The following is a 19,799-nucleotide window of genomic DNA, read 5'->3' on the forward strand; positions in this document are numbered from 1 at the left end:
GGGGGAATGGATGTTTTATTGCAGCAACTGTTTAATGGGTTAACGGTTGGAAGCGTTTACAGTTTGGTGGCACTCGGTTTAACGCTCGTATATGGAATTCTTCATATTCCGAACTTTGCTCACGGTGCCCTGTATATGGTTGGGGGTTACATTACGCTTATGTCAATGGCGCTTATGGGGGTTCCGTATTTTATCGGAATTGCGATCTCCATAGTCGTTGTTGGATCTTTGGCGATGTTGATGGAGCGTCTCGTATTTAATCCACTCCGTCATGCACCGCCGATTCATGACAAAATTGCTGCAATAGGAATTCTACTCTTTCTTGAAACGCTCGTTCAACTCGTCTGGGGTGCAGATTATCGAGCGATGCCAACACCATTTGCAGACACGGTTTCATTTCTTGGTATTACGGTTACGTGGCAACGAATTATGATTATCGTTGCAGCTGTTGTCGTAATGATTTTGCTACAACTGTTCTTAAAGAAAACAATGGTCGGTGCTGCAATCGTTGCGATGTCGCAAAACCGAGAAGGAGCTTTTCTTGTCGGGATCAACGCGAACAAAGTGGCGATGCTTACGTTCTTCGTATCCGGTGCGTTAGCTGCCATTGCGGCTTCAATTGCATCACCAATTAACCTCGTCTATCCAGGTATGGGACATCTCGTCATCTTAAAAGCATTTGTCATCATTATTATTGGGGGGATGGGAAGTGTACCAGGTGCCATCATTGGAGGCTATATTCTCGGCTTAACAGAGAGCTTAGGAGCAACCTTTATCTCAGCTGCATATAGCGACTTAATTGCATTTGTTCTGCTCGTTGTGATCTTAACGATGAAGCCACAAGGGTTGTTTGCACAGAAGGGGGCGCATTAGATGCAAGGATTGAAGAAAATGCGAATGCCGCTCATCTTTTTACTCGTTGCACTCTTGTTTCCGCTATTCACAGATAACCAGTATTACATTTACGTTGTCACACTCGCGTTCATTTATGCCATTGCAGTCTATGGGATGAACTTAGTTGGTGGGTATACGGGGCAATTATCACTCGCTCATGCAGGTTTCTTTGCAATTGGTGCGTACGCACTCGGTTTGCTCACAGTCGATGCGAACGTTCCTTACTGGCTCGCCTTTGTTTTAGCCCTTGTTATTACAACCGTAATCGGAACACTCGTTGGGCTTATTGCGCTTCGAACGAAGGAGCATTTCTTCGCCATTTATACGCTCTGTGTCGGTTACATTATTTATCTCATTATCTATGAATGGGACGCATTAACCGGTGGGGTTCGAGGCTTGATTGGTATTGAGAGTCCAGCTGCGATTGGTCCAATTACGTTTGATACAGGAATCTCAAACTATTATTTAATACTCGTGTTCTTAGTGTTAACCGTCATCTTCATGAAGTTCTTGACGGAGTCGATTGTCGGTAGAACGTACGTGGCAATTCGCAATAGTGAGGAGCTCGCGCAAACGATTGGGATTAACACGATGAAACAGAAATTGATTTCGTTTGTGATTTCTACGTTTCTAGCAGGTTTAGCAGGTGCATTATACGCATCGTTCGTTCGGTTTATCGGTCCTGATATTTCGTACACGATGATGACATTTGATTTCCTTATGTACGCCATTGTTGGTGGATTCGGAACGTTGTTCGGTCCAGTAGTTGGAACACTACTCATCGTTATATTGACGCAATCTTTACAATTTATGGAAGACTTCAGGATGATCATTTTCGGACCGTTGCTCGTCTTGCTCGTTATTTTCTATCCACGAGGCATTGTTGGTGGATATCAGATGTGGAAAATGAAGCGAGCGTACAAGAAAAAGCAACGATCGGTTGATCAAGGGTCAACGTACGAGGGGGGAGATTAAATGCTCATCGAAACGAAAGGACTTACGAAGCGGTTCGGGGGATTAGTTGCTGTAAACGATGTAGAAATCGGCATCGAAAAGGGTAAGATCACTGCAATTATCGGTCCTAACGGTGCCGGGAAATCAACATTGTTTAACCTAATCAGCGGGTATCACCCATCGAGTGAAGGTTCGATTACTTTCAAAGGTGAAGATATTACGAAGAAGCGTTCGTTTAATATCGCTAAATTAGGGATTGCGCGAACGTTTCAGACGACGAACCTGTTTGAAACCGCAACGGTGATGGACAACGTCATCGTAGGGCATCGCTTACGAACGAAATCGAATGTGTTTGATGCGGTTTTTCGTACACCGCGCCTGCGCCGCGAGGAACAAGCGTCACGAGCAAAAGCAGCGGAAGTTCTAGAGTTTGTTGGCTTAGAGCATGAGGCGCATCGGCTCGTTCAAGACATTTCACAAGAAGCTAAGAAACGTGTGGCCTTCGCGTTAGCACTTGCTACTGACCCTGAAATTGTCTTTTTAGATGAGCCGGCAGCGGGCATTAATCCTGATGAAACTGAGAACTTAGCAGCCTCATTCGTAAAATGATCGACCGTGGGTTAACCGTCTGCTTGATTGAACACAAGATGCAAATGATCATGGGGCTTGCGGATCACATTGTTGTCCTTAATTACGGCAAGAAGATTGCTGAAGGCACACCGGAAGAGATCCAAACGAATGAAGAAGTTATTGAAGCTTATTTGGGAGGGGGCGATAAACATGCTGAAGCTGAGTGACGTATCGGTTCGCTACGGGATGTATGAAGCACTGTCAGACATCTCTTTAACGGTTGAAAAGGGAGAGCTCGTCGTACTGCTCGGTGCAAATGGTGCCGGAAAGAGCACCATTTTCCGTACCATTAGTGGTCTTAACAAACCGGTAAAAGGTACGGTCGAGTTCAATGGAGAATCGATTGGCGGACGCTCGGCGAGTAAGCTTGTGAAAAAAGGAATTGGCCATTGTCCAGAAGGTCGTAAGTTGTTTCCCGCAATGAGTGTCTATGAAAATTTAAGAATGGGAACGTATGCGGTTCGTGGAGATAAGAAGGAAACCGCTCGAATGCTTGAGCATGTGTATGATTTGTTTCCAATCTTACGCGAAAAAGCAAAGGAAAACGCAGGATCATTAAGTGGGGGTCAACAGCAAATGCTTGCAATTGGGCGCGCGCTCATGTCGAGACCGAAAGTGGTCTTGTTCGATGAACCGTCCATAGGCCTAGCGCCACTCATTACAGAGCAAGTGTTTGATGTTATTCAAGAAATTAATAAAGAAGGTACGACGGTGCTTTTGGCTGAGCAAAATGCAAATGCAGCACTTCGTATTGCTGATCGTGGTTACGTTATTGAAAACGGAAGAATCGTCGTCTCAGGCACCCAAGATGAATTAATGCAAAATGATGAAGTTCGTAAAGCTTACATTGGTGCGTAAATTTTCTAAAGGGGGGTTTCTGTTTTGAAAAAGTTCTCGTTAATCGTTGGGTTGTCGGCAATCGTTGCTCTTAGTGCGTGTGATGCAGAAGAAACAATTGTTTCGGAAGAAGGGGCACCAGAAAGTGAACCTGGTACTGAGGCGGACGCTGAAGCAGGTGATGATGAAGTTGAACCAGAAGAAGTTGTCACAGCGGAAGGAACGGAAGTTGTCACAATTGGCTATAGCGGTCCACTCTCAGGTGCAGCTGCTTTTTATGGGAATAACACGGTTAGTGGTTTAACGATGGCCGTAAACGAGATCAACGAAGCAGGTGGATTTGAAGTAGACGGTCAACAGTATTCGTTTAACCTTGTTGCACTCGACGATAAATATTTACCGAACGAAACAGGAGCAAATGCGAGGCGATTGATTCAAGAACATGACGTACCAATTGTGTTTATCCCACATAGTGGAGGGATTTTTGCGACACAAGTGTTTAATGAGCAAGATGATTTCATCGTAGGGGCGTATTCAAGTGAGCCTGACATTACGGCACAAGACAATGCCCTCACTTGGCGAATTCCGAATACGTATGACATTTATGTTGAGCCGTATTCCGAATACCAAATGGAGCGCTTCGGTCCGAAGCTTGCGATGCTCCCACCTAGTACACAGTACGGGTACGACTGGGCAGATGAGTTAGCTCCTGCATGGGAGGAACTTGGTGGTGAAGTCGTTTACGATGGTTCAATTGATTTCGCAAAGGAAACGGATTTCTTCACAACGATCACCAATGCGTTAAGTGATGACCCAGACGTTCTCTTTGTTGGAGGATCGTCCGAACCGACGGCTCAAGTTATGCAGCAGGCACGAGAATTAGGGTTTGAAGGTGGATTCTTCATTATGGACCAAGCAAAGCTCGATGAAATCGAACGAGTACTTGGTGATAACGCCGCAGATGTTATTGAAGGGTCAGTTGGGGTTCCACCTCTCGTTGTGGACCAAACAGAAGGGAATCAGCAGTTTATTGAAGATTATATCGAGCACTATGACTCAATTCCTGGATCCGAGGCGGGTTATCACTATTACGTCGTCTACATTCTTGCTGAAGCGATGAAAGCTGCCGGCTCTGTCGATGATGCAGCAGCGATTCAAGCGAACTTAGGCGAAGGTGTAAATACCGTACCAGCTGATAAAGAAATCTACCCAATTACAGAAGTGACGGCTGAGGGCGGTATGAATACAGAGTTCCGTATGGCAGTCGTTGAAGATGGAGAGATCATTCTCGTAGAGCCATAGAGAGTAAAGGAGAGATTATGGATGGGTGTTGCGAAACAGAGTCCTTTTTACCAGCTATTAGGGTTTCAGGACGGGTTGGATGGAGATGAAAATGTCTACTTGCAGCTTGAAATACGCGAAGATCATTTAAATAACAACGGCTCGTTGCATGGCGGTGTCCATGCAACGATGCTTGATAACGTATTCGGAGCAATGATTTATTACAAAACCGGATGCAGAAACTTAACGATTTCCCTTCATGTTCATTACTTAGCTCCAGCGCGTGAAGGTGTACTAACGGCAAAGGGTTCATTCATGCAATTAGGATACAAATCCGCGCAACTCGATGGTTATATCTATGATGAAGATGACCAATTAATCGCGAAGGGAAGCGGAACGTTCAAATTACTTAGGGAGGCGAAATCATGACTGAAGTTGTTATCGTATCAGCAGTTCGTACTGCCATTGCAAAGAAAGGGGGAGCCCTTGCAAAGGTTGATCATACCGTCTTTGGCGGTCAGGTAATTAAAGAAGCATTAAGACGTGCAGAAGTTGAAGGAGAGTCAGTTGAAGATGTAATCCTCGGCAACTGCCTTAGTGGTGGTGGAAATGCTGCTCGTAAATCTGCCTTGAAGCAGGGTTACCGATTGAAGTGCCTGGTCTGACGATTGATCGTCAGTGTGGATCGGGCATTAATGCGGTCGCACTTGCTGCAGAGAAGATCTTGAGTGGTCAAGCGGACATTGTCGTTGCTGGCGGGACGGAGAGCATGTCTCGAAGACCACACTTATTGCGACCAGCAACGAGAGCATACGATACGTTCCCACCACAATTCGTTTCACCGAGTCTTGCACCAAAAGAAATTGGTGATCCACCGATGGGAATTACTGCTGAAAACTTAGCTGAGAAATATGAGATTAGCCGTAGTGAGCAAGATGAGTTTTCAGCACGTAGTCAAGAGCGTATGGTCAATGCGATTGAACAAGGTTACTTCAAAGAGCAAATCGTACCGATCGGTGAGTTCGATACCGATGAACACCCAAGAGCAGGAACGACGGTCGAAAAGCTCTCGAGCTTACGTCCGGTCTTTAAAGAAGTTGGAACCGTTACAGCAGGGAACAGTTCAGGCGTAAACGATGGGGCTTCGGCACTTGTCGTCATGAGCGCAAAAGAGGCGAAGCGTCGCGGGTTAACGCCACTTGCAGTCGTAAAGGACTGGTCGGTGGCAGGAGTGGACCCGAACATTATGGGGATTGGCCCAGTTCCTGCAGTTCAAAAGGTAATGAAGCGCTCCGGTGAAACACTCGATAACATGGACCTTATTGAATGCAACGAGGCGTTTGCAGCACAAACGTTAGCAGTTGACCGAGAGCTCGGATTTAACCACGGCAAATTAAATGTAAATGGCGGAGCGATCTCCCACGGTCACCCTATCGCTGCAACGGGAGGTATGCTCATAACTAAGCTTGTGTACGAATTGCAACGTCGTGAGTTGAAAAAAAGGCCTTGTGACTGCTTGTATCGGTGGCGGCCAAGGAATTGCACTAATCGTTGAAAGACCATAAAAAAAGACAAAAGGAGTTTTTACGATGCATTTACGACTAACAGAAGAACAAAGAATGGTACAGTCTACAATTAGAAAGTTTGTAGAAAAAGAACTTATGCCGTTGGAAAATGACGTTTTACGTAACGAATTAGAAGGAAAACCGAGTCTTCCTGCCGAAAAGGTAAAGGAGCTGCAACAAAAAGCAAAAGCAGCGGGATTCTGGGGGATTAACACACCAGAAGAATACGGTGGAGCAGACCTCGGTCAGATGATGCTTGCGCTCGTTCTGATGGAAGTTTCTAAGACCTTTGTTCCATTTAGTTTCGGTGGTTCAGCAGACATTATTCTTTACCGGGCAAATGAAGAGCAAAAAGAGAAATACTTACTTCCAACAATTGCGGGAGACAAGAAATCTTGTTTCGCCATTACTGAACCTGGCGCAGGGTCAGATACGCGTAACATTAAGATGACCGCCTACAAAGACGGCAATGATTGGGTACTAAACGGTGAGAAGACATTCATTACCGGTGGAAACGAAGCAGACTTTGTTATGGTTATTGCAATTACCGACAAAGAATTGCACGAGAAAACAGGTCGTGAAGGCGTGACGTGCTTTATTGCTGACCGCAGCATGGGCTGGACGTCAGAGTACATCCATACGATGGGTGAGTGGGGACCAGCGTCATTGTTCTTTGAAGACGTTCGTGTACCTGAAGAGAACATTCTTGGTGAAATTAACAAAGGATATGATCTAGGACTTGAGTGGATTGGATTTGCACGTTGGATCGTTGGTGCTCGCGCCGTTGGTTCTGCTGAGCGCTTGCTCAATATGGCGATTGACTATTCGAAAGAGCGTGAAACATTCGGACGCCCGATTGCAGATCGTCAAGCGATTCAGTGGCAAATTGCAGATTCTGCCGTAGAGCTAGAAGCTGCTCGTTGGCTCGTCTTAAATGCAGCGTTTAGCCTTGATAATGGTGAAGACAACCGCCACCTCGCATCAATGGCAAAATTATACGGTGCAACGAAAGGAAACGACATTATCGACCGCGTTCTCCAAATCCATGGTGGAATGGGGTATACGAAAGAATTACCGATTGAACGTTGGTACCGTGAAGCACGTCTTTGGAGAATTTATGATGGAACAGATGAGATCCAACGCCTAATCATTAGCCGTAACTTAATTAAAGGTCACGTGAAACTCGGTCAATTTATCTAAATGTAACGTGGGTGAGTGCAGGTATTTCCTTACCGAGCGCTCACTCATCTTTCTAAAGGAGCGAATAAGAATGGGAAATTTCACAGGTAGATCAGCCATCGTGACGGGTGGTAGTCACGGGATTGGCTTAGGGATTGCTAAGCGCTTTGCAGACGATGGAGCGAAAGTGGCAATCGTTGATATTAATGAAGAGAACTTACAGTCAGCCAAAGCGTATTTCGAAGAACAAGGACAAGAAGCCAAGACAATTCAAGCGGACGTAAGTAATTACGAGTCGATGCAAGCGGCGGCACAAGAAGTGCAGGATGACTTCGGTTCTCTAGATATTCTCGTGAACAACGCTGGCGTCATTCGTGACAACATGTTGTTTAAAATGACCGATGATGACTGGGATACCGTTATGAATGTCCACCTAAAGGGTTCATTTAATGCTGCCCGTGCTGTACAGCAGTACATGGTGAATCAAAAGTACGGTCGAATCATTAACATCTCATCCACTTCAGCACTTGGTAACCGTGGACAGGCAAACTACGCAACAGCAAAAGCGGGCTTACAAGGGTTTACGAAAACACTGGCTATTGAACTCGGGAAGTTCAACATTACAACAAATGCAATTGCACCAGGATTTATTGAGACAAATATGACAAGAGCAACGGCTGAACGCATTGGTATTTCATTCGATGACTTAATTCATGCGAGCGTTTCTAACATTCCGGTTGCTCGTAGTGGGAAGCCAGAAGACATTGCTAACACCGCGGCGTTCTTCGCAGACGAACGTTCTGGTTTTGTAAATGGTCAAGTCATTTACGTCGCAGGTGGTCCGAAAGCCTAACAAAAGGAGGAATCGTAATGTTCCAAGATGCAGTAGGTTTAAAATCAGAGAAAATAAAGAATACGGTTGAGCGCGGTGCTGTAAAGAAATTTGCAGAATCAATTGGTGACGTACATCCACTTTACGTAGACGAATCATACGGTAAAGAGTCCCGGTTCGGGAAGAATATTGCGCCACCAACGTTCCCAAGAACGTTTGATTACGGGACAATTAAGGATTTACATTTGCCAAATGTAGGACTCATTCACGGGGAGCAGCGGTATCATTACAAACGTCCATTGCTCGTCGGGGAAGACGTCTATTGCTATGCAGAAGTAAAGAGTTACGCTGAAAAAGACGGAAAAAGCGGTAGCATGGGCTTTTTAACACTAGCAAACAATGGTGTTGATGAAAACGGTGAAATCGTTTTTGAATCCACATCGACGGTCATTATTTCCGAGACGGTAAGGAGGAAGTTAAGCGTATGACGGATGTAAAGACAATCAAAGCAGGCGAATCGTTGGAAGCAATCACATTACCTCCAGTCTCTCGTATTGATTTAATCAAGTATGCCGGTGCTTCTGGTGACTTCAACCCGATTCATACGATTGATGAAGAAGCGACAGCTGCTGGCCTTCCAGGCATTATCGCGCATGGCATGTGGACGATGGGCAACTTAACGAAACTATTCACACCATATCTTGAAGACGGTCTCGTTACAGATTACCAAATTCGTTTCCGAGGGATGGTATTCCTTGATGATGTCGTGACGCTTCATGCGACGGTGAAAGATCGTGATGAGAAAACGATTACCTTTGAAATTGGAGCAAGTAAACAAAACGGAGATACAGCATTAAAAGGCGAAGCGTCTACGAACTACACGGCGCTTAAAAAGAATAATTCACAACCTGTCCAAACGTGATGAACATTCGTGATCAAAATGATCCGTTGCGAGTCATGAGTAGGGCAGGTTTTTTTCGTTAGATAAGCTGTCGAAAGTGCTGAAAAGGCTTTGTAAGAGAAGGATTATAGTACAAAAGGGGGGTGTTCCTTGTTGGGTGATTTAACGTTATTAATGGTCGTCTGTTTACTGCCAATCGTTGCATCGTTCGTACTTGGTGGATATTGGTTAAAGCATGAACGGTTTCCGTGGGAGAAATAGAGAGGAGGTTGATTTTCAAAGATGATGTACGTTGGGATGGCGATTGTATTTCTAATTATGATTGTGACGGGCGTATTGTCCTATATGCAATCCAAGGGACTCGCATCGTTCTATGTGGCCGCAAGAAGTGGTCGCTGGTATTTAATTGCCGGATCATTGTTCGCCTCGGGTGTAAGTGGTGCAACTTTTCTTGGGGTAATGGCTTGGTTTTATGAGTTAGGTGCAGGAACGATGTGGATTCCGGCTGGTATTGCTTGGAGTTATTTTGTACTTTGCTTCTTAATCGGTCCTAAGTTGAGGCGTTTCGGTCAATTGACGATTTCAGATTACCTTGCTGAGCGCTTTGACAGTCCGCTTCTACGACCGGTATTCTCCATAATCGTCAGTGTATGGATGGTAATCTTACTCGGCTCACTATATGTGCAAGGTGGGTTGTTGTTTTCGCAAATGTTCGGAATGAGTTACGCCCAGAGTACGTTTATTACCGCAGCGTTTGTCGTCATCTTTACAGTGTTTGGTGGTATGGTCATTATTTTGAAAACGGATTTTATCGGTACGTTTATTATTATCGGCTCTCTCATCATCACGATGCCGTACTTAATTCAAGCTTCTGATGGTTGGGAAGCTGTTACGACGTCCATTCAATTGGAATCTCCGAATTATTTTACGTCTACAGGCGAATTGACAGCACTAATGGCGTTTTCTTGGTTTTTTATTTGGTTGTTCGGTTATCTTGGAAATCCTGGATACTTAACTCGTTTCTATTCAGCAGTAAACGAGCGTGAAATTATTAAAGCTGGAATTGCAATTGCTGTCATCTACTTACCGGCGTTAACGCTATTCTTTATTTCGGCAATTTATGCTCGTTCTTTGTTTCCAAGTATTGAAGATCCAGAGTTGCTCTGGATTGCTTATACGATGGAATATGCACCTCCAATTGTCATTGGGATGGCGATGTCGGGGATGTTTATGGCAGTCATGACATCTGCGACATCGTGGTTACTCGCAGGTGCATCAAGTCTTGGACGAGATATTTACCAAAAGATCATCCACCGCAACGTTTCCGAAGAGCGAATGCTCATCGTTACGAAGCTACTCGTCTTAGTATTAGCAGCACTCTCGGTACCAATTGGGATTGCAAGACCGGCGTACATTATGGAAATGATGAACCTTGCGTATTTGATTGCAGGAAGTGCGGGTGGACTCGTTATTTTACTTAGCATGTTTTATCGTAATATGACAAAAGAAGCGGCATGGGCAGGCATCATTTCGGGAGCTTTTATAGCGATTGGTGCCTCAATCCTACAAAACATTGGCATATGGCCTGCGAGCATTGATCCGATGATCCCAACTGTAATCACCGCGTTCCTCATCATATTGATTGTTAGTCGTCTTACAAAGCCAAATCACAAAATGCTTTCAGTCTATGATCGAATGAATGTGCGGGAGAGTTCAGCGTCGTCTTCAAGCAGGAATTCCTCGATTTCTGTAGAATGATCGTTTAGAGGTGATTTAAAATGAAGAAATTCCATGAAATGGAATACGATGGAATTAATGTTGAAGAAATTCAGAATAAAACCTATGCAATTACGGACCAGTTCCAAAAAGCGGACTCTTTTGACGAGCAAAACCGTCTATTGCACGACATGAACGAAATAAAAAAAAGAGGTCACGACCCAAGAAACACTCGTGTCGATCCGTCATTCAGTCGATACAACGGACGAATTTTATAAGCAAGAACAAGAAAAGATGGATCAAGTTTTACCGGAACTACAAGAAGCATTTCAGTCGTTTTCAAAGGCACTCGTTTCGGCAACGTACCGGGAGCAATTAGAGGAGCGATGGGGTTCCCAATTGTTTGCATTAAAAGATCTTCAGTTAAAAACATTCGCTCCAGAGATCGTACCAGACCTTCAAAAAGAAAATAAGTTATCATCCGAGTATTCCCAGCTGATCGCTTCTGCTAAGATTGAATTCCAAGGGGAAGAATATACGCTTGCCCAACTGGCACCATTTGAACAAGATACAGATCGCTCGGTACGAGAAGCTGCAGCAGTTGCTCGTACGACGTTTATGGCAGATAACGAAGCTGAACTTGACCGCATTTACGATGAACTTATTCAAGTACGAACAGCCGCAGCTAAGAAACTTGGCTTTGAGAATTTCATTGAATTGGCGTATGCACGGATGTCGCGTACAGATTTTGATCCAAAAGACGTGGAGAAGTTCCGAGCACAAGTGAAAGAGCATATCGTTCCATTTGCATCAGAATTGAAAGAAAAGCAACGTCAACGCATCGGTGTAGACACGCTCATGTATTATGATGATCAATTTAAGCATCCTGATGGCAACGCGAAGCCAAAAGGTGACGCGCAGTTTATTCTGGAACAAGGAAAAACGATGTATGATGAGCTTTCTGAAGAGACGAAGTTCTTTTATCGACAGTTGCTGGATCGTGACTTAATGGATGTGCTCTCTCGAAAAGGTAAACAGAGCGGAGGGTACTGTACGTTCATCGCAAATGAAAAGGTTCCTTTCGTGTTTGCGAATTTCAATGGAACGAGTGGGGACATTGACGTGTTGACTCACGAAATTGGTCATGCGTTCCAAACGTATGAAAGCCGAGAATTAGGTGTAGAGGAATATCAATTCCCAACGATGGAAGCTGCAGAGATTCACTCCTTTAGCATGGAATTCTTTGCATATCCTTGGATGGAAAACTTCTTCAAGGAAGACGTAGACAAGTACTTCTACGACCACCTTGCAAGCAAGGTTTTTGCCCTTCCGTACATGGTGGCTGTAGATGAGTTTCAACATCGAGTGTATGAACAACCTGAATTAACACCAGCGGAACGAAAAGCCATTTGGCGTGATTTAGAGCGTACCTATATGCCGCACATTAATTATGGAGATAACGACTACTTAGAAGGCGGTAGTCTCTGGCAACGACAGTTACACATTTTTGTGATTCCTTTTTATTATATTGATTACGGTTTAGCTCAAATTTGTGCTTTGCAGTTTTGGAAGAAGGCAAATGAAGATCGTGAAGCTGCCTGGAATGATTACCTTGCTCTCTGTAAATTAGGCGGTTCTCAATCATTTGTGAACCTCGTTGAGTCGGCAGGTCTTAACAGTCCGTTTGAAGACGGGGTTGTAGAAGACGTCATGCAAGAAGTGAAGGCATGGTTTCAGCAGTAAGAAACGACCACTCTAAGTAATGTACGTTGCTTAGAGTGGTTTTTTTCGTGTCTAAACTGAATTTTTCTAGAAAAAGTAGGACTCGTTCGACGCCGTTTTGTAATCATTTTTTTTGTTTCATTGCTGAACGTACACAATGCTCGACAGCAATCCCTACCGGTTGTCATCGTCTCGACAGAACCATACAAATTCTCACAGGTTTCATCATGACAATCGAAGTAAGGGTGTTGGTTCATTGGTCTCTTATTGAAGGGTTGTTCACTTGAAGATTAGATGTTCCTCATCAACCATTTGTACTAAAAAAATGGTAAAAACAAAAGTGGTTTATTCTCATTTTTTTAAATATTTAATCTAGTAGTATTAGAGTGACAACAAAGACTTCCGACATAAATCTTCATACTCATAAGGAGGTGACTTTCGGTTCGACATTCTCTGTTTCATGTAGAGCGTTCACCGGAGTATAAGAAAAAAAGGAGGAAACGAATGAAAAAAGGTAAACTCGAAAGGCGTAGTCTGTCTGTCATGATGATTGGTGCACTTATTTTATCTCCTTATGCTAGTGTCCTCGCAACTCCCTCCATTGCAAGCGCAAATCAATCAGATGTGAACGATGTACAACGAGAGCTTGCAGATCGAGCAAGTGAAAAAAATTGATGAAGAGGTAGTGCGAGCATTTCGACAAGACCAGCATGTGTCTGTACTTATTGAAATGGAAGAGCAAGTCGACACCGCTGTTGCAGCACAGCAAGGGTTGCAATCGGTTGGGTCTAATGCAACGCCACATCAACAACAGCGTGCAATCAGTAACAGTGTCTACAATGCACTAAGAAGCACAGCAACGGATACGCAAGCAGCTACTGTCAGCTTACTTGAAGCCGCTGAAGAAGAAGGAAACGTTATCGAATACGAAGGGTACTACATTATGAACGTTGTCGCAGCAACACTTGATCGAGACACCCTTCGTACTCTGTCTTATCGCCCAGAAATTAGCCGCATTAAACTCGATGAATTTATTGAGTTGGATTTACCAGAAGTCTCGAGTGAAGAAATCGAAGCGACTGACGACAATGTGGAATGGAACATTGACCGCATTGGTGCACCGGATGTGTGGGATGACATAGGCGTTACCGGTGAAGGCATTACGGTCGGAATTATTGACAGTGGTACGGACTGGACGCATGAAGCGCTTCAAGAAAACTGGCGTGGATATAATCCGGATGACCCAGAAAACTCCGATCCATATGGAAACTGGTTCGATGCTGTTGAAGGTCAGGATATGCCATATGATTTGGTTTCTCAACCGCATGGTTCACACGTGATGGGGACCATTCTCGGTCAAGGTCCTGATGATGAGAACAAAATCGGTGTAGCTCCTGATGCCAATTGGATCTCTGCAAGGGCATTCTCGGCTCTTGGAGGTACACAGTCAGATCTCCTTGCATCGGGTCAATATATGCTTGCACCAGAAGATGACCCCTCTTTAGCACCAGACATTGTAAACAACTCTTGGGGTGGTCAACCTGGGGTGAATGATTGGTACCGACCAATGGTTCAAGCGTGGAAAGACTCAGGCATTATGCGACATTCTCTGCAGGAAACTCCGGTCCAGGAGATGAAACAGTTACGCCTCCTGCAAACTATCCTGAAAGCTATGCAGTAGCAGCAACGGATATCAATGATGCGATTGCAAGCTTTTCAAGTCGTGGACCTAGTCAATATGAAGGTGACCAAAAGCCGAATGTCTCCGCTCCAGGAGTGAACATCCGTTCATCAGTACCAGGTGGATATGAAGCCGGGTGGAACGGAACTTCAATGGCTGCTCCTCACATTGCAGGAACAGCGGCATTGTTGTTATCCACAGACAGTGGACTGACACCAAATGAAATTGAAGCCATCATCGATGAGACTGCAGATCCGTTAACGGACAGTCAATACACGACGGTTCCTAACGATGCATATGGCGTGGGAATGGTGAACGCATACGAAGCGGTTGCTTCGATTGCTGGTAACTTAGGAAGTATTGAAGGTTCTGTATTGCAAGAAGGAAGCGATGATTTGCCTCCTGAAATCGAACATTCTCCTGTAGAGAGTGTGTTTGCAGGGTACGATGTGCCGATCACAGCAACGATTACAGATGATGTATCTGTCACAGATGCTGAAGTTTGGATGACAAATGATGAGATTAATCACCATTACGTGTTCACGATGGAACAAGTATCGGGTGACCACGAAGAAGGTACGTACCGTGCTGTTCTTCCTGCTAACCTTCTTGGCGACGAATCATTTGAGTATTTCATTCAAGCTAGTGACTACGGTAATAACGTTGCACAAACAGAACGTTATTCTGTAGAAGTTGACTTTGGTGTTACACCTGACAACTACAGTGAAGATTTTGAATCTGAGCCAGTCGGTTGGGTGCTTGAAGGTGACTGGGAGTGGGGAAGTCCTGAAGTTGGACCCGAACCTGTAAACGGGGAAAACCTCGTTGGCACAAACTTGAGTGGCAACTACAGTGATGATGAACATGTACTTTATAGTGTTCCCATTGATTTGCGTGACTCTGAAACGGCATCACTTCGCTTAAATGAATGGCGAGAGGTCATTTCAGGTGTTGATTATGCAAATGTTCTTGTCTCGGATGACTACGGAGACAATTGGGAGCAAGCCTCAGAATTTACGGGTAACAGCGACGGGTGGCAGTCCCTTTATGTAGACCTTGATGATTATGTTGGTAGTGAAGCGCCTGTTCTTGTTGCTTTTGTTCTAGAATCGAACAGTGCAACGACTGCTACAGGTTGGTATCTTGACAATGTCCATCTCATCGGTGAAGACGTGACCGCGCCTTCAGTACCGGAGAACTTGGACGTTACGTCAAGTACGGCAGGACTTCAATTAGATTGGGATGCACCAGTCGATGAAGAGCTTGATTTACACGAGTACACGGTTTACCGTGCTACAGATGACGAATTTGACTCCATTGCGACGACATCTTCTACAACGTTCCAAGATTTAAACGTTGAAGGTGGTACAGAGTATACGTACGTCGTAACAGCGAGTGATTATGATGGCAACGAAAGCGATCCTTCAAACGAAGTTTCAGCTGTTGCTCCGAACATCACCGTTTTCTATCACAATACATTCCAAGAGGATGATGGAGGTTTTGAAAGCGGTGGAACGAATAGTTCTTGGGAATGGGGAGAGCCGACCTCAGGACCAAATGAAGCACTAACAGGTGAGCGTCTGTGGGCGACGAACTTATCTGGCAACTATAACAATGCCGAAGATAGTTATATCGGTAGCCCAATCATTGAGCTTGAAGACGTAGATCTTGCTGAACTTCATGTAACTCATTGGCAAGACATTGAGAACAACTGGGACTATGGATTTGTGCAAGTATCAAGTGATGACGGTGAAACGTGGGATGAACTTGCAGAATTCACCGGTCGTGATCAAGCTTGGGCTCAAGCAGAGATCTCTCTTAATGATTATTTAGGCGAAAGCATTCAAATCCGCTTTGCTTTTGATTCTGACAGCATCATCGCTTACCCAGGTTGGTACATTGATGAAGTGACGGTTGTTGGAACGAGTGAAGATGTTGAACATGTTGCTGAAAATGATGACGTAAAAGCAGAACGTCCATCTGATGAGCGCATTGAGCGTGAACTTGAACAGGTGACAAATATCCCTGCTCCGGATGGCTCAACGCCTTATGAAGAGTCTGATGTACGCGAAGAAACATCAACAATTGCTCCTTCCGTAAGTGGATTACCAGTATCTGCAGCAGTCACTGTGCTTGAGACGAATCGCTCAGCGACAACGAATCCAGCGACTGGAACGTATCGCATTAACCATAGTGAAGGTACGTATACGGTCGAAGCAGATGCATATGGTTTCTACCCTGAACAACAAGAAGTGACGGTTCAAGAGGGAGAAAGTTCAACGGCCAATTTCATGCTTACAGAGATTCCTACAGGTGAAATTACGGGAACTGTTGTAAATGAAAGAAATGATGAGCCGGTAGAAGATGCGACCGTTCGCGTCGTTGAAGACCCGGCAATTACAGATGCAATCACCGATGAAGATGGGAACTTCACATTGGAAGATGTGCTTGAAGGCGAGTACACGATCGCTGTCTCAGCACCGAGCTTCCACAGTACACAAATGAGTGGAATTGAAGTTGTCGGCGGTGAAGAAACCGAAGTAACGGTTGAAATGCGCCCATTTATCGGCTTTGATGATGAGATTGCATATGACAACGGCAATGCTGAAAATGCCGTCGTCTTAAACGCAGCAAACAACGGGATGGCTGTACAATTTACACCGAGTGAAGCTGCGAGTGTTAATGGCGTGAATCTTTACGTTTGGGGTGACGATTTCCCTGTACCAGGAGGTACAGAAACTCAAATCGCTGTCTATGATACAGACGGTGAAGGGAACCCAACGACTCAGCTCGTTGAGCCTTTTGAGATCGAAGTTGAACGTGGAGCTTGGAACTATGTTGACTTATCTGAATATGGTGTTGTAACAGATCGTGATTTCTTCGTAACGACCATTCAAACGCAAATTGGGGACTATCTCCTGCGGTCGGTACAGATATGTCTTCCAACAACGCTGAACGCTCTTACCTGTATGTGAGCGGAAGCTTTGAACAAGAATTAAGCTATGGTAACTTTATGATCCGTGCCGACGTCTCTTATGAGTTAGAGGCACCGGTAATTGAGACGCCAGAAGATATGACGTATACGAATGAAGAGAGCATTGTTGTAGAAGGATCGTTGCATGAACAAGCAGAAGCAGAGATGGTCATTTACAACAATGATGAAGAAGTAACGAGAACAGAGGCGGAAGCAGGTTCTTGGAGTGCGGAAGTTGATTTAACTGAAGGCGAGAACGTACTTGTCGCTCGTGCAGAAGTTGAAGACGGTCTATCTGATCCTTCAGCTCCAGTAACCGTTATTAAAGACACAGTAGACCCGGTCATCACGATTGAATCACCAGAAGATGGTGAAGTCACGAACCGTGAAGCCATTACTGTTACTGGAACTGTTGAAGAAGATAACCTTGATTCTCTTACAATTAATGAACGAGAAGTAGAGGTTTCTGAGGACGGTGCATTTAGTCAACGCCTTCTTCTAGACCTTGGCGAGAACGAAATTGTTGTAGAAGCAACGGATCTCGCGGGTAATGTTTCTACTGAACAAGTTACGGTATATGCTGGGTTTGAAGCACCAACGATTGAAAATGTTCAACCAGCAGAAGATGTTCACTTAAGCGCAGGGGAAACGGTTCAAATATCGTTTGATAGTGTAAGTGGTTTGGATGCTTCGTTTGTCATTCAAATGCCACTCGTGAACTTGCCTGACCATGTCGTTGAATTGCCGATGCGTGAAACGTCAGAAGGACATTACGTGGGGTATTGGACAGCAATCTCAAATGCTGTAGCGAACGGTGCTGTCATTGAACTCCGTGCGACAGATCAATTCGGCAATGAAGTTCGTGAAACAGCAGACGGAAAATTATTCATTAACGTACCGACGGAAGAAGAGCCAGCCCCAGCGCCAGATGCGCCAAGAGCTGAGTTTACTTTGCCAAATTCGATTGAATCAGGCAAGAACTTCTTCTTAGACGCTTCGAATTCCATTGCTGATGGGGAGATTGTAAATTACTCATGGGCATTTGGAGATGGAGAACGTGCTTCAGGTGAACAAGTGAATCATACGTATTTGCGTGAAGGTACGTACACCGTAACACTAGGAATTACAGATGAGCACGGTCAGACTGATGTCGTGACGAAACGAATTCATGCAACAGGAGAAGCATCTGTTATTCTACCAGTACCAAGACCAGGGTTTGGGCTCATGCGTTAATAATAGAAAGGGATGCAGGCTGGATTCATAGGCTTGCATCCCTTTTTTTCCTATACGAAAAGAAGACTTTAAGAAAGATTTCCAGTCGCTCCCTATGTTGGGAGATTGAGTTTTCCGCCAGAATCAGCTATCTTAGTACTATAGGGTTGGGTTGAAATTGTAACAAGGGGCGATTGGAAATTAAACGTATAGGACGAAATGAACCGTGCCCATGCGGTAGCGGGAAAAAAATATAAAAAATGTTGTGGGAAAAACGAAACAGTACAAATCTCTGAAACTGTAAACCAAAACTTACGTGATCTACAAGATCAATTATTCAAACACGTCATGAACAAAGAAATGAAAAAAAGTAAACAACCTCGTTCATGCAAAGGTAGACAGTTCTGGATTGCACACAGAAGGAAAGAACTTTGTGCAGTTCTTCGGAGCCATTTGGGTAATGGTCTGTCACTCTTTTGAAGGTAAGACGATGATGGAGCGCTTTGTAGAAGGACGTCTGCCGAAATTGCATCGCCCTTCAGTCATTGAGAGCTTTAAGCAGTGGCCATCCGTTGCGCCATCGGTCTATGAAGTTCAAGAGATCAAAGGGGACAATGTGATTGTTGTTGATGATATTTTTACACATGAACGCACTCACGTTCTACTTAATCAAGAAAACTATGAGCAAGGTCGCGAACCTGAAAAGGGCGAGTTGTTATTAACCGTTCTATTGCCAGCAGGTGAAATGAAGCAAGTCTTTGCAGCGCCATTGCAATTGTTAAAAGATCACGCGCAAGATCGAAAAGAGACGATCCTAGCTCAATATAACGATAGTGACTATCAAGATTCACGAGCATACATGAATGAAGAGTTCTTAAATGTACTACTCATTTGTTTATATGGTGAAAAAAAGCTCATCAGAAGACAACGATGTAGAACCAGCTGCACTTGAGACGAATGAGCAACAAGAAGTTGTTGAACAGTACGCAGCGTACATGGCAGGTCAAGATAAGGAAGAGTACCGCCAAGTAGGAGAGCTGTTGTGGCGTCGTTATTGCGAACGTGAAGAGCCGAACATTCGCAAGGCAGAAGTGTTCTCAGCTACATTAAGTTACCTAATTGAAACGAAGATCGCGAAAGCGACTGTAACAAAGAAAGCCATTGCAATACACTTTGGTGTATCGCCAAGTACGCTATCAAAGCGTCTTAAAGAGCTTGAATCTTCACTTGCAGGCGATGTACGTGAAGTAAACAAGGCGTTAGAGCAATTGGAAAAAACGAATACAGGAACATGATAAAAGATCCGGGAAAATATTCTCGGATCTTTTTCTATGTGTCTAAAAGACTAAGATTTAGTATTTGTGCTTTATTTACTACATTTAACGTTTTAAATGTAATATAAACCCAGTTAGTGTAATACA

General features: G+C 44.5%; 17 protein-coding genes and 3 pseudogenes. All 20 read left to right on the forward strand.

The window, feature by feature from the left end; genetic code table 11:
• Window positions 1–6 precede the first annotated feature (6 nt).
• The 20 genes and pseudogenes from JCM19055_RS01195 (at window position 7) to JCM19055_RS01280 (ending at window position 19,673) form a co-directional block, all read left to right on the forward strand.
• Window positions 7–873 carry a branched-chain amino acid ABC transporter permease gene (locus tag JCM19055_RS01195; protein WP_042358181.1) on the forward strand — a complete coding sequence of 289 codons (867 nt, stop codon included), beginning with the start codon at window positions 7–9 and terminating at the stop codon, window positions 871–873.
• Complete coding sequence (locus tag JCM19055_RS01200) at window positions 874–1,869, forward strand: branched-chain amino acid ABC transporter permease (protein ID WP_042358182.1); 996 nt, start codon at window positions 874–876, stop codon at window positions 1,867–1,869.
• Window positions 1,870–2,645: pseudogene (locus tag JCM19055_RS01205) on the forward strand (ABC transporter ATP-binding protein). It begins immediately after the preceding gene.
• Complete coding sequence (locus JCM19055_RS01210) at window positions 2,629–3,336, forward strand: ABC transporter ATP-binding protein (RefSeq protein WP_042358183.1); 708 nt, start codon at window positions 2,629–2,631, stop codon at window positions 3,334–3,336. The pseudogene JCM19055_RS01205 and the gene JCM19055_RS01210 overlap by 17 nt, the downstream one beginning before the upstream one ends.
• Before the next feature lie 24 nt (window positions 3,337–3,360).
• Window positions 3,361–4,617, forward strand: a complete 1,257-nt coding sequence (locus tag JCM19055_RS01215) for an ABC transporter substrate-binding protein (protein WP_052365751.1) — start codon at window positions 3,361–3,363, stop codon at window positions 4,615–4,617.
• 21 nt (window positions 4,618–4,638) lie between these two features.
• On the forward strand, window positions 4,639–5,025 hold the full coding sequence (locus JCM19055_RS01220) for a PaaI family thioesterase (protein ID WP_042358184.1): 387 nt from the start codon (window positions 4,639–4,641) through the stop codon (window positions 5,023–5,025).
• Window positions 5,019–6,161 (forward strand): annotated as a pseudogene (locus JCM19055_RS01225) (acetyl-CoA C-acyltransferase). The gene JCM19055_RS01220 and the pseudogene JCM19055_RS01225 overlap by 7 nt, the downstream one beginning before the upstream one ends.
• Window positions 6,162–6,185: 24 nt before the next feature.
• Window positions 6,186–7,361: an acyl-CoA dehydrogenase family protein gene (locus JCM19055_RS01230; protein WP_042358185.1), complete on the forward strand. Its 1,176-nt coding sequence runs from the start codon at window positions 6,186–6,188 to the stop codon at window positions 7,359–7,361.
• Between the two features lie 70 nt (window positions 7,362–7,431).
• On the forward strand, window positions 7,432–8,193 hold the full coding sequence (fabG, locus tag JCM19055_RS01235) for a 3-oxoacyl-ACP reductase FabG (protein ID WP_042358186.1): 762 nt from the start codon (window positions 7,432–7,434) through the stop codon (window positions 8,191–8,193).
• Between the two features lie 17 nt (window positions 8,194–8,210).
• Complete coding sequence (locus tag JCM19055_RS01240) at window positions 8,211–8,660, forward strand: MaoC family dehydratase N-terminal domain-containing protein (protein WP_042358187.1); 450 nt, start codon at window positions 8,211–8,213, stop codon at window positions 8,658–8,660.
• The gene (locus JCM19055_RS01245; protein ID WP_042358188.1) at window positions 8,657–9,094 is read left to right on the forward strand and encodes a MaoC/PaaZ C-terminal domain-containing protein; all 438 of its coding nucleotides are present in this window, start codon (window positions 8,657–8,659) and stop codon (window positions 9,092–9,094) included. The genes JCM19055_RS01240 and JCM19055_RS01245 overlap by 4 nt, the downstream gene beginning before the upstream one ends.
• A gap of 261 nt (window positions 9,095–9,355) precedes the next feature.
• Window positions 9,356–10,831 carry a sodium:solute symporter gene (locus JCM19055_RS01250; RefSeq protein WP_042358189.1) on the forward strand — a complete coding sequence of 492 codons (1,476 nt, stop codon included), beginning with the start codon at window positions 9,356–9,358 and terminating at the stop codon, window positions 10,829–10,831.
• Window positions 10,832–10,851: 20 nt separating this feature from the next.
• Window positions 10,852–12,532, forward strand: a pseudogene (locus JCM19055_RS01255) (M3 family oligoendopeptidase).
• Window positions 12,533–13,015: 483 nt separating this feature from the next.
• Complete coding sequence (locus JCM19055_RS26895; protein ID WP_193745256.1) at window positions 13,016–13,186, forward strand: hypothetical protein; 171 nt, start codon at window positions 13,016–13,018, stop codon at window positions 13,184–13,186.
• Complete coding sequence (locus JCM19055_RS27920) at window positions 13,173–14,192, forward strand: S8 family serine peptidase (RefSeq protein WP_052365752.1); 1,020 nt, start codon at window positions 13,173–13,175, stop codon at window positions 14,190–14,192. Before JCM19055_RS26895 ends, JCM19055_RS27920 begins: the two co-directional genes overlap by 14 nt.
• Complete coding sequence (locus tag JCM19055_RS22255) at window positions 14,090–17,167, forward strand: S8 family serine peptidase (protein ID WP_265181670.1); 3,078 nt, start codon at window positions 14,090–14,092, stop codon at window positions 17,165–17,167. Before JCM19055_RS27920 ends, JCM19055_RS22255 begins: the two co-directional genes overlap by 103 nt.
• Complete coding sequence (locus JCM19055_RS22260; RefSeq protein ID WP_052365755.1) at window positions 17,128–18,399, forward strand: PKD domain-containing protein; 1,272 nt, start codon at window positions 17,128–17,130, stop codon at window positions 18,397–18,399. Before JCM19055_RS22255 ends, JCM19055_RS22260 begins: the two co-directional genes overlap by 40 nt.
• Window positions 18,400–18,572: 173 nt before the next feature.
• On the forward strand, window positions 18,573–18,635 hold the full coding sequence (locus tag JCM19055_RS24995; protein ID WP_081833381.1) for an SEC-C metal-binding domain-containing protein: 63 nt from the start codon (window positions 18,573–18,575) through the stop codon (window positions 18,633–18,635).
• Between the two features lie 152 nt (window positions 18,636–18,787).
• The gene (locus tag JCM19055_RS01275) at window positions 18,788–19,330 is read left to right on the forward strand and encodes a hypothetical protein (protein WP_265181631.1); all 543 of its coding nucleotides are present in this window, start codon (window positions 18,788–18,790) and stop codon (window positions 19,328–19,330) included.
• Window positions 19,281–19,673, forward strand: a complete 393-nt coding sequence (locus JCM19055_RS01280) for a hypothetical protein (RefSeq protein ID WP_265181632.1) — start codon at window positions 19,281–19,283, stop codon at window positions 19,671–19,673. Before JCM19055_RS01275 ends, JCM19055_RS01280 begins: the two co-directional genes overlap by 50 nt.
• Window positions 19,674–19,799: the final 126 nt, after the last annotated feature.

Origin of the sequence: Geomicrobium sp. JCM 19055, from assembly GCF_000698185.1 — a bacterium.
Taxonomy (GTDB): Bacteria; Bacillota; Bacilli; order Bacillales; family Marinococcaceae; genus Geomicrobium_A; species Geomicrobium_A sediminis.

Bases quoted from the DNA above. Each gene is read 5' to 3' on its own strand.
- JCM19055_RS01200 (WP_042358182.1), top strand. From the start codon at position 874: ATGCAAGGATTGAAGAAAATGCGAATGCCGCTCATCTTTTTACTCGTT.
- JCM19055_RS01195 (WP_042358181.1), top strand. From the start codon at position 7: ATGGATGTTTTATTGCAGCAACTGTTTAATGGGTTAACGGTTGGAAGC.
- fabG (WP_042358186.1), top strand. From the start codon at position 7,432: ATGGGAAATTTCACAGGTAGATCAGCCATCGTGACGGGTGGTAGTCAC.
- JCM19055_RS01220 (WP_042358184.1), top strand. From the start codon at position 4,639: ATGGGTGTTGCGAAACAGAGTCCTTTTTACCAGCTATTAGGGTTTCAG.
- JCM19055_RS22260 (WP_052365755.1), top strand. From the start codon at position 17,128: ATGTCTTCCAACAACGCTGAACGCTCTTACCTGTATGTGAGCGGAAGC.
- JCM19055_RS01250 (WP_042358189.1), top strand. From the start codon at position 9,356: ATGATGTACGTTGGGATGGCGATTGTATTTCTAATTATGATTGTGACG.
- JCM19055_RS01230 (WP_042358185.1), top strand. From the start codon at position 6,186: ATGCATTTACGACTAACAGAAGAACAAAGAATGGTACAGTCTACAATT.
- JCM19055_RS01245 (WP_042358188.1), top strand. From the start codon at position 8,657: ATGACGGATGTAAAGACAATCAAAGCAGGCGAATCGTTGGAAGCAATC.
- JCM19055_RS01240 (WP_042358187.1), top strand. From the start codon at position 8,211: ATGTTCCAAGATGCAGTAGGTTTAAAATCAGAGAAAATAAAGAATACG.
- JCM19055_RS26895 (WP_193745256.1), top strand. From the start codon at position 13,016: ATGAAAAAAGGTAAACTCGAAAGGCGTAGTCTGTCTGTCATGATGATT.
- JCM19055_RS01210 (WP_042358183.1), top strand. From the start codon at position 2,629: ATGCTGAAGCTGAGTGACGTATCGGTTCGCTACGGGATGTATGAAGCA.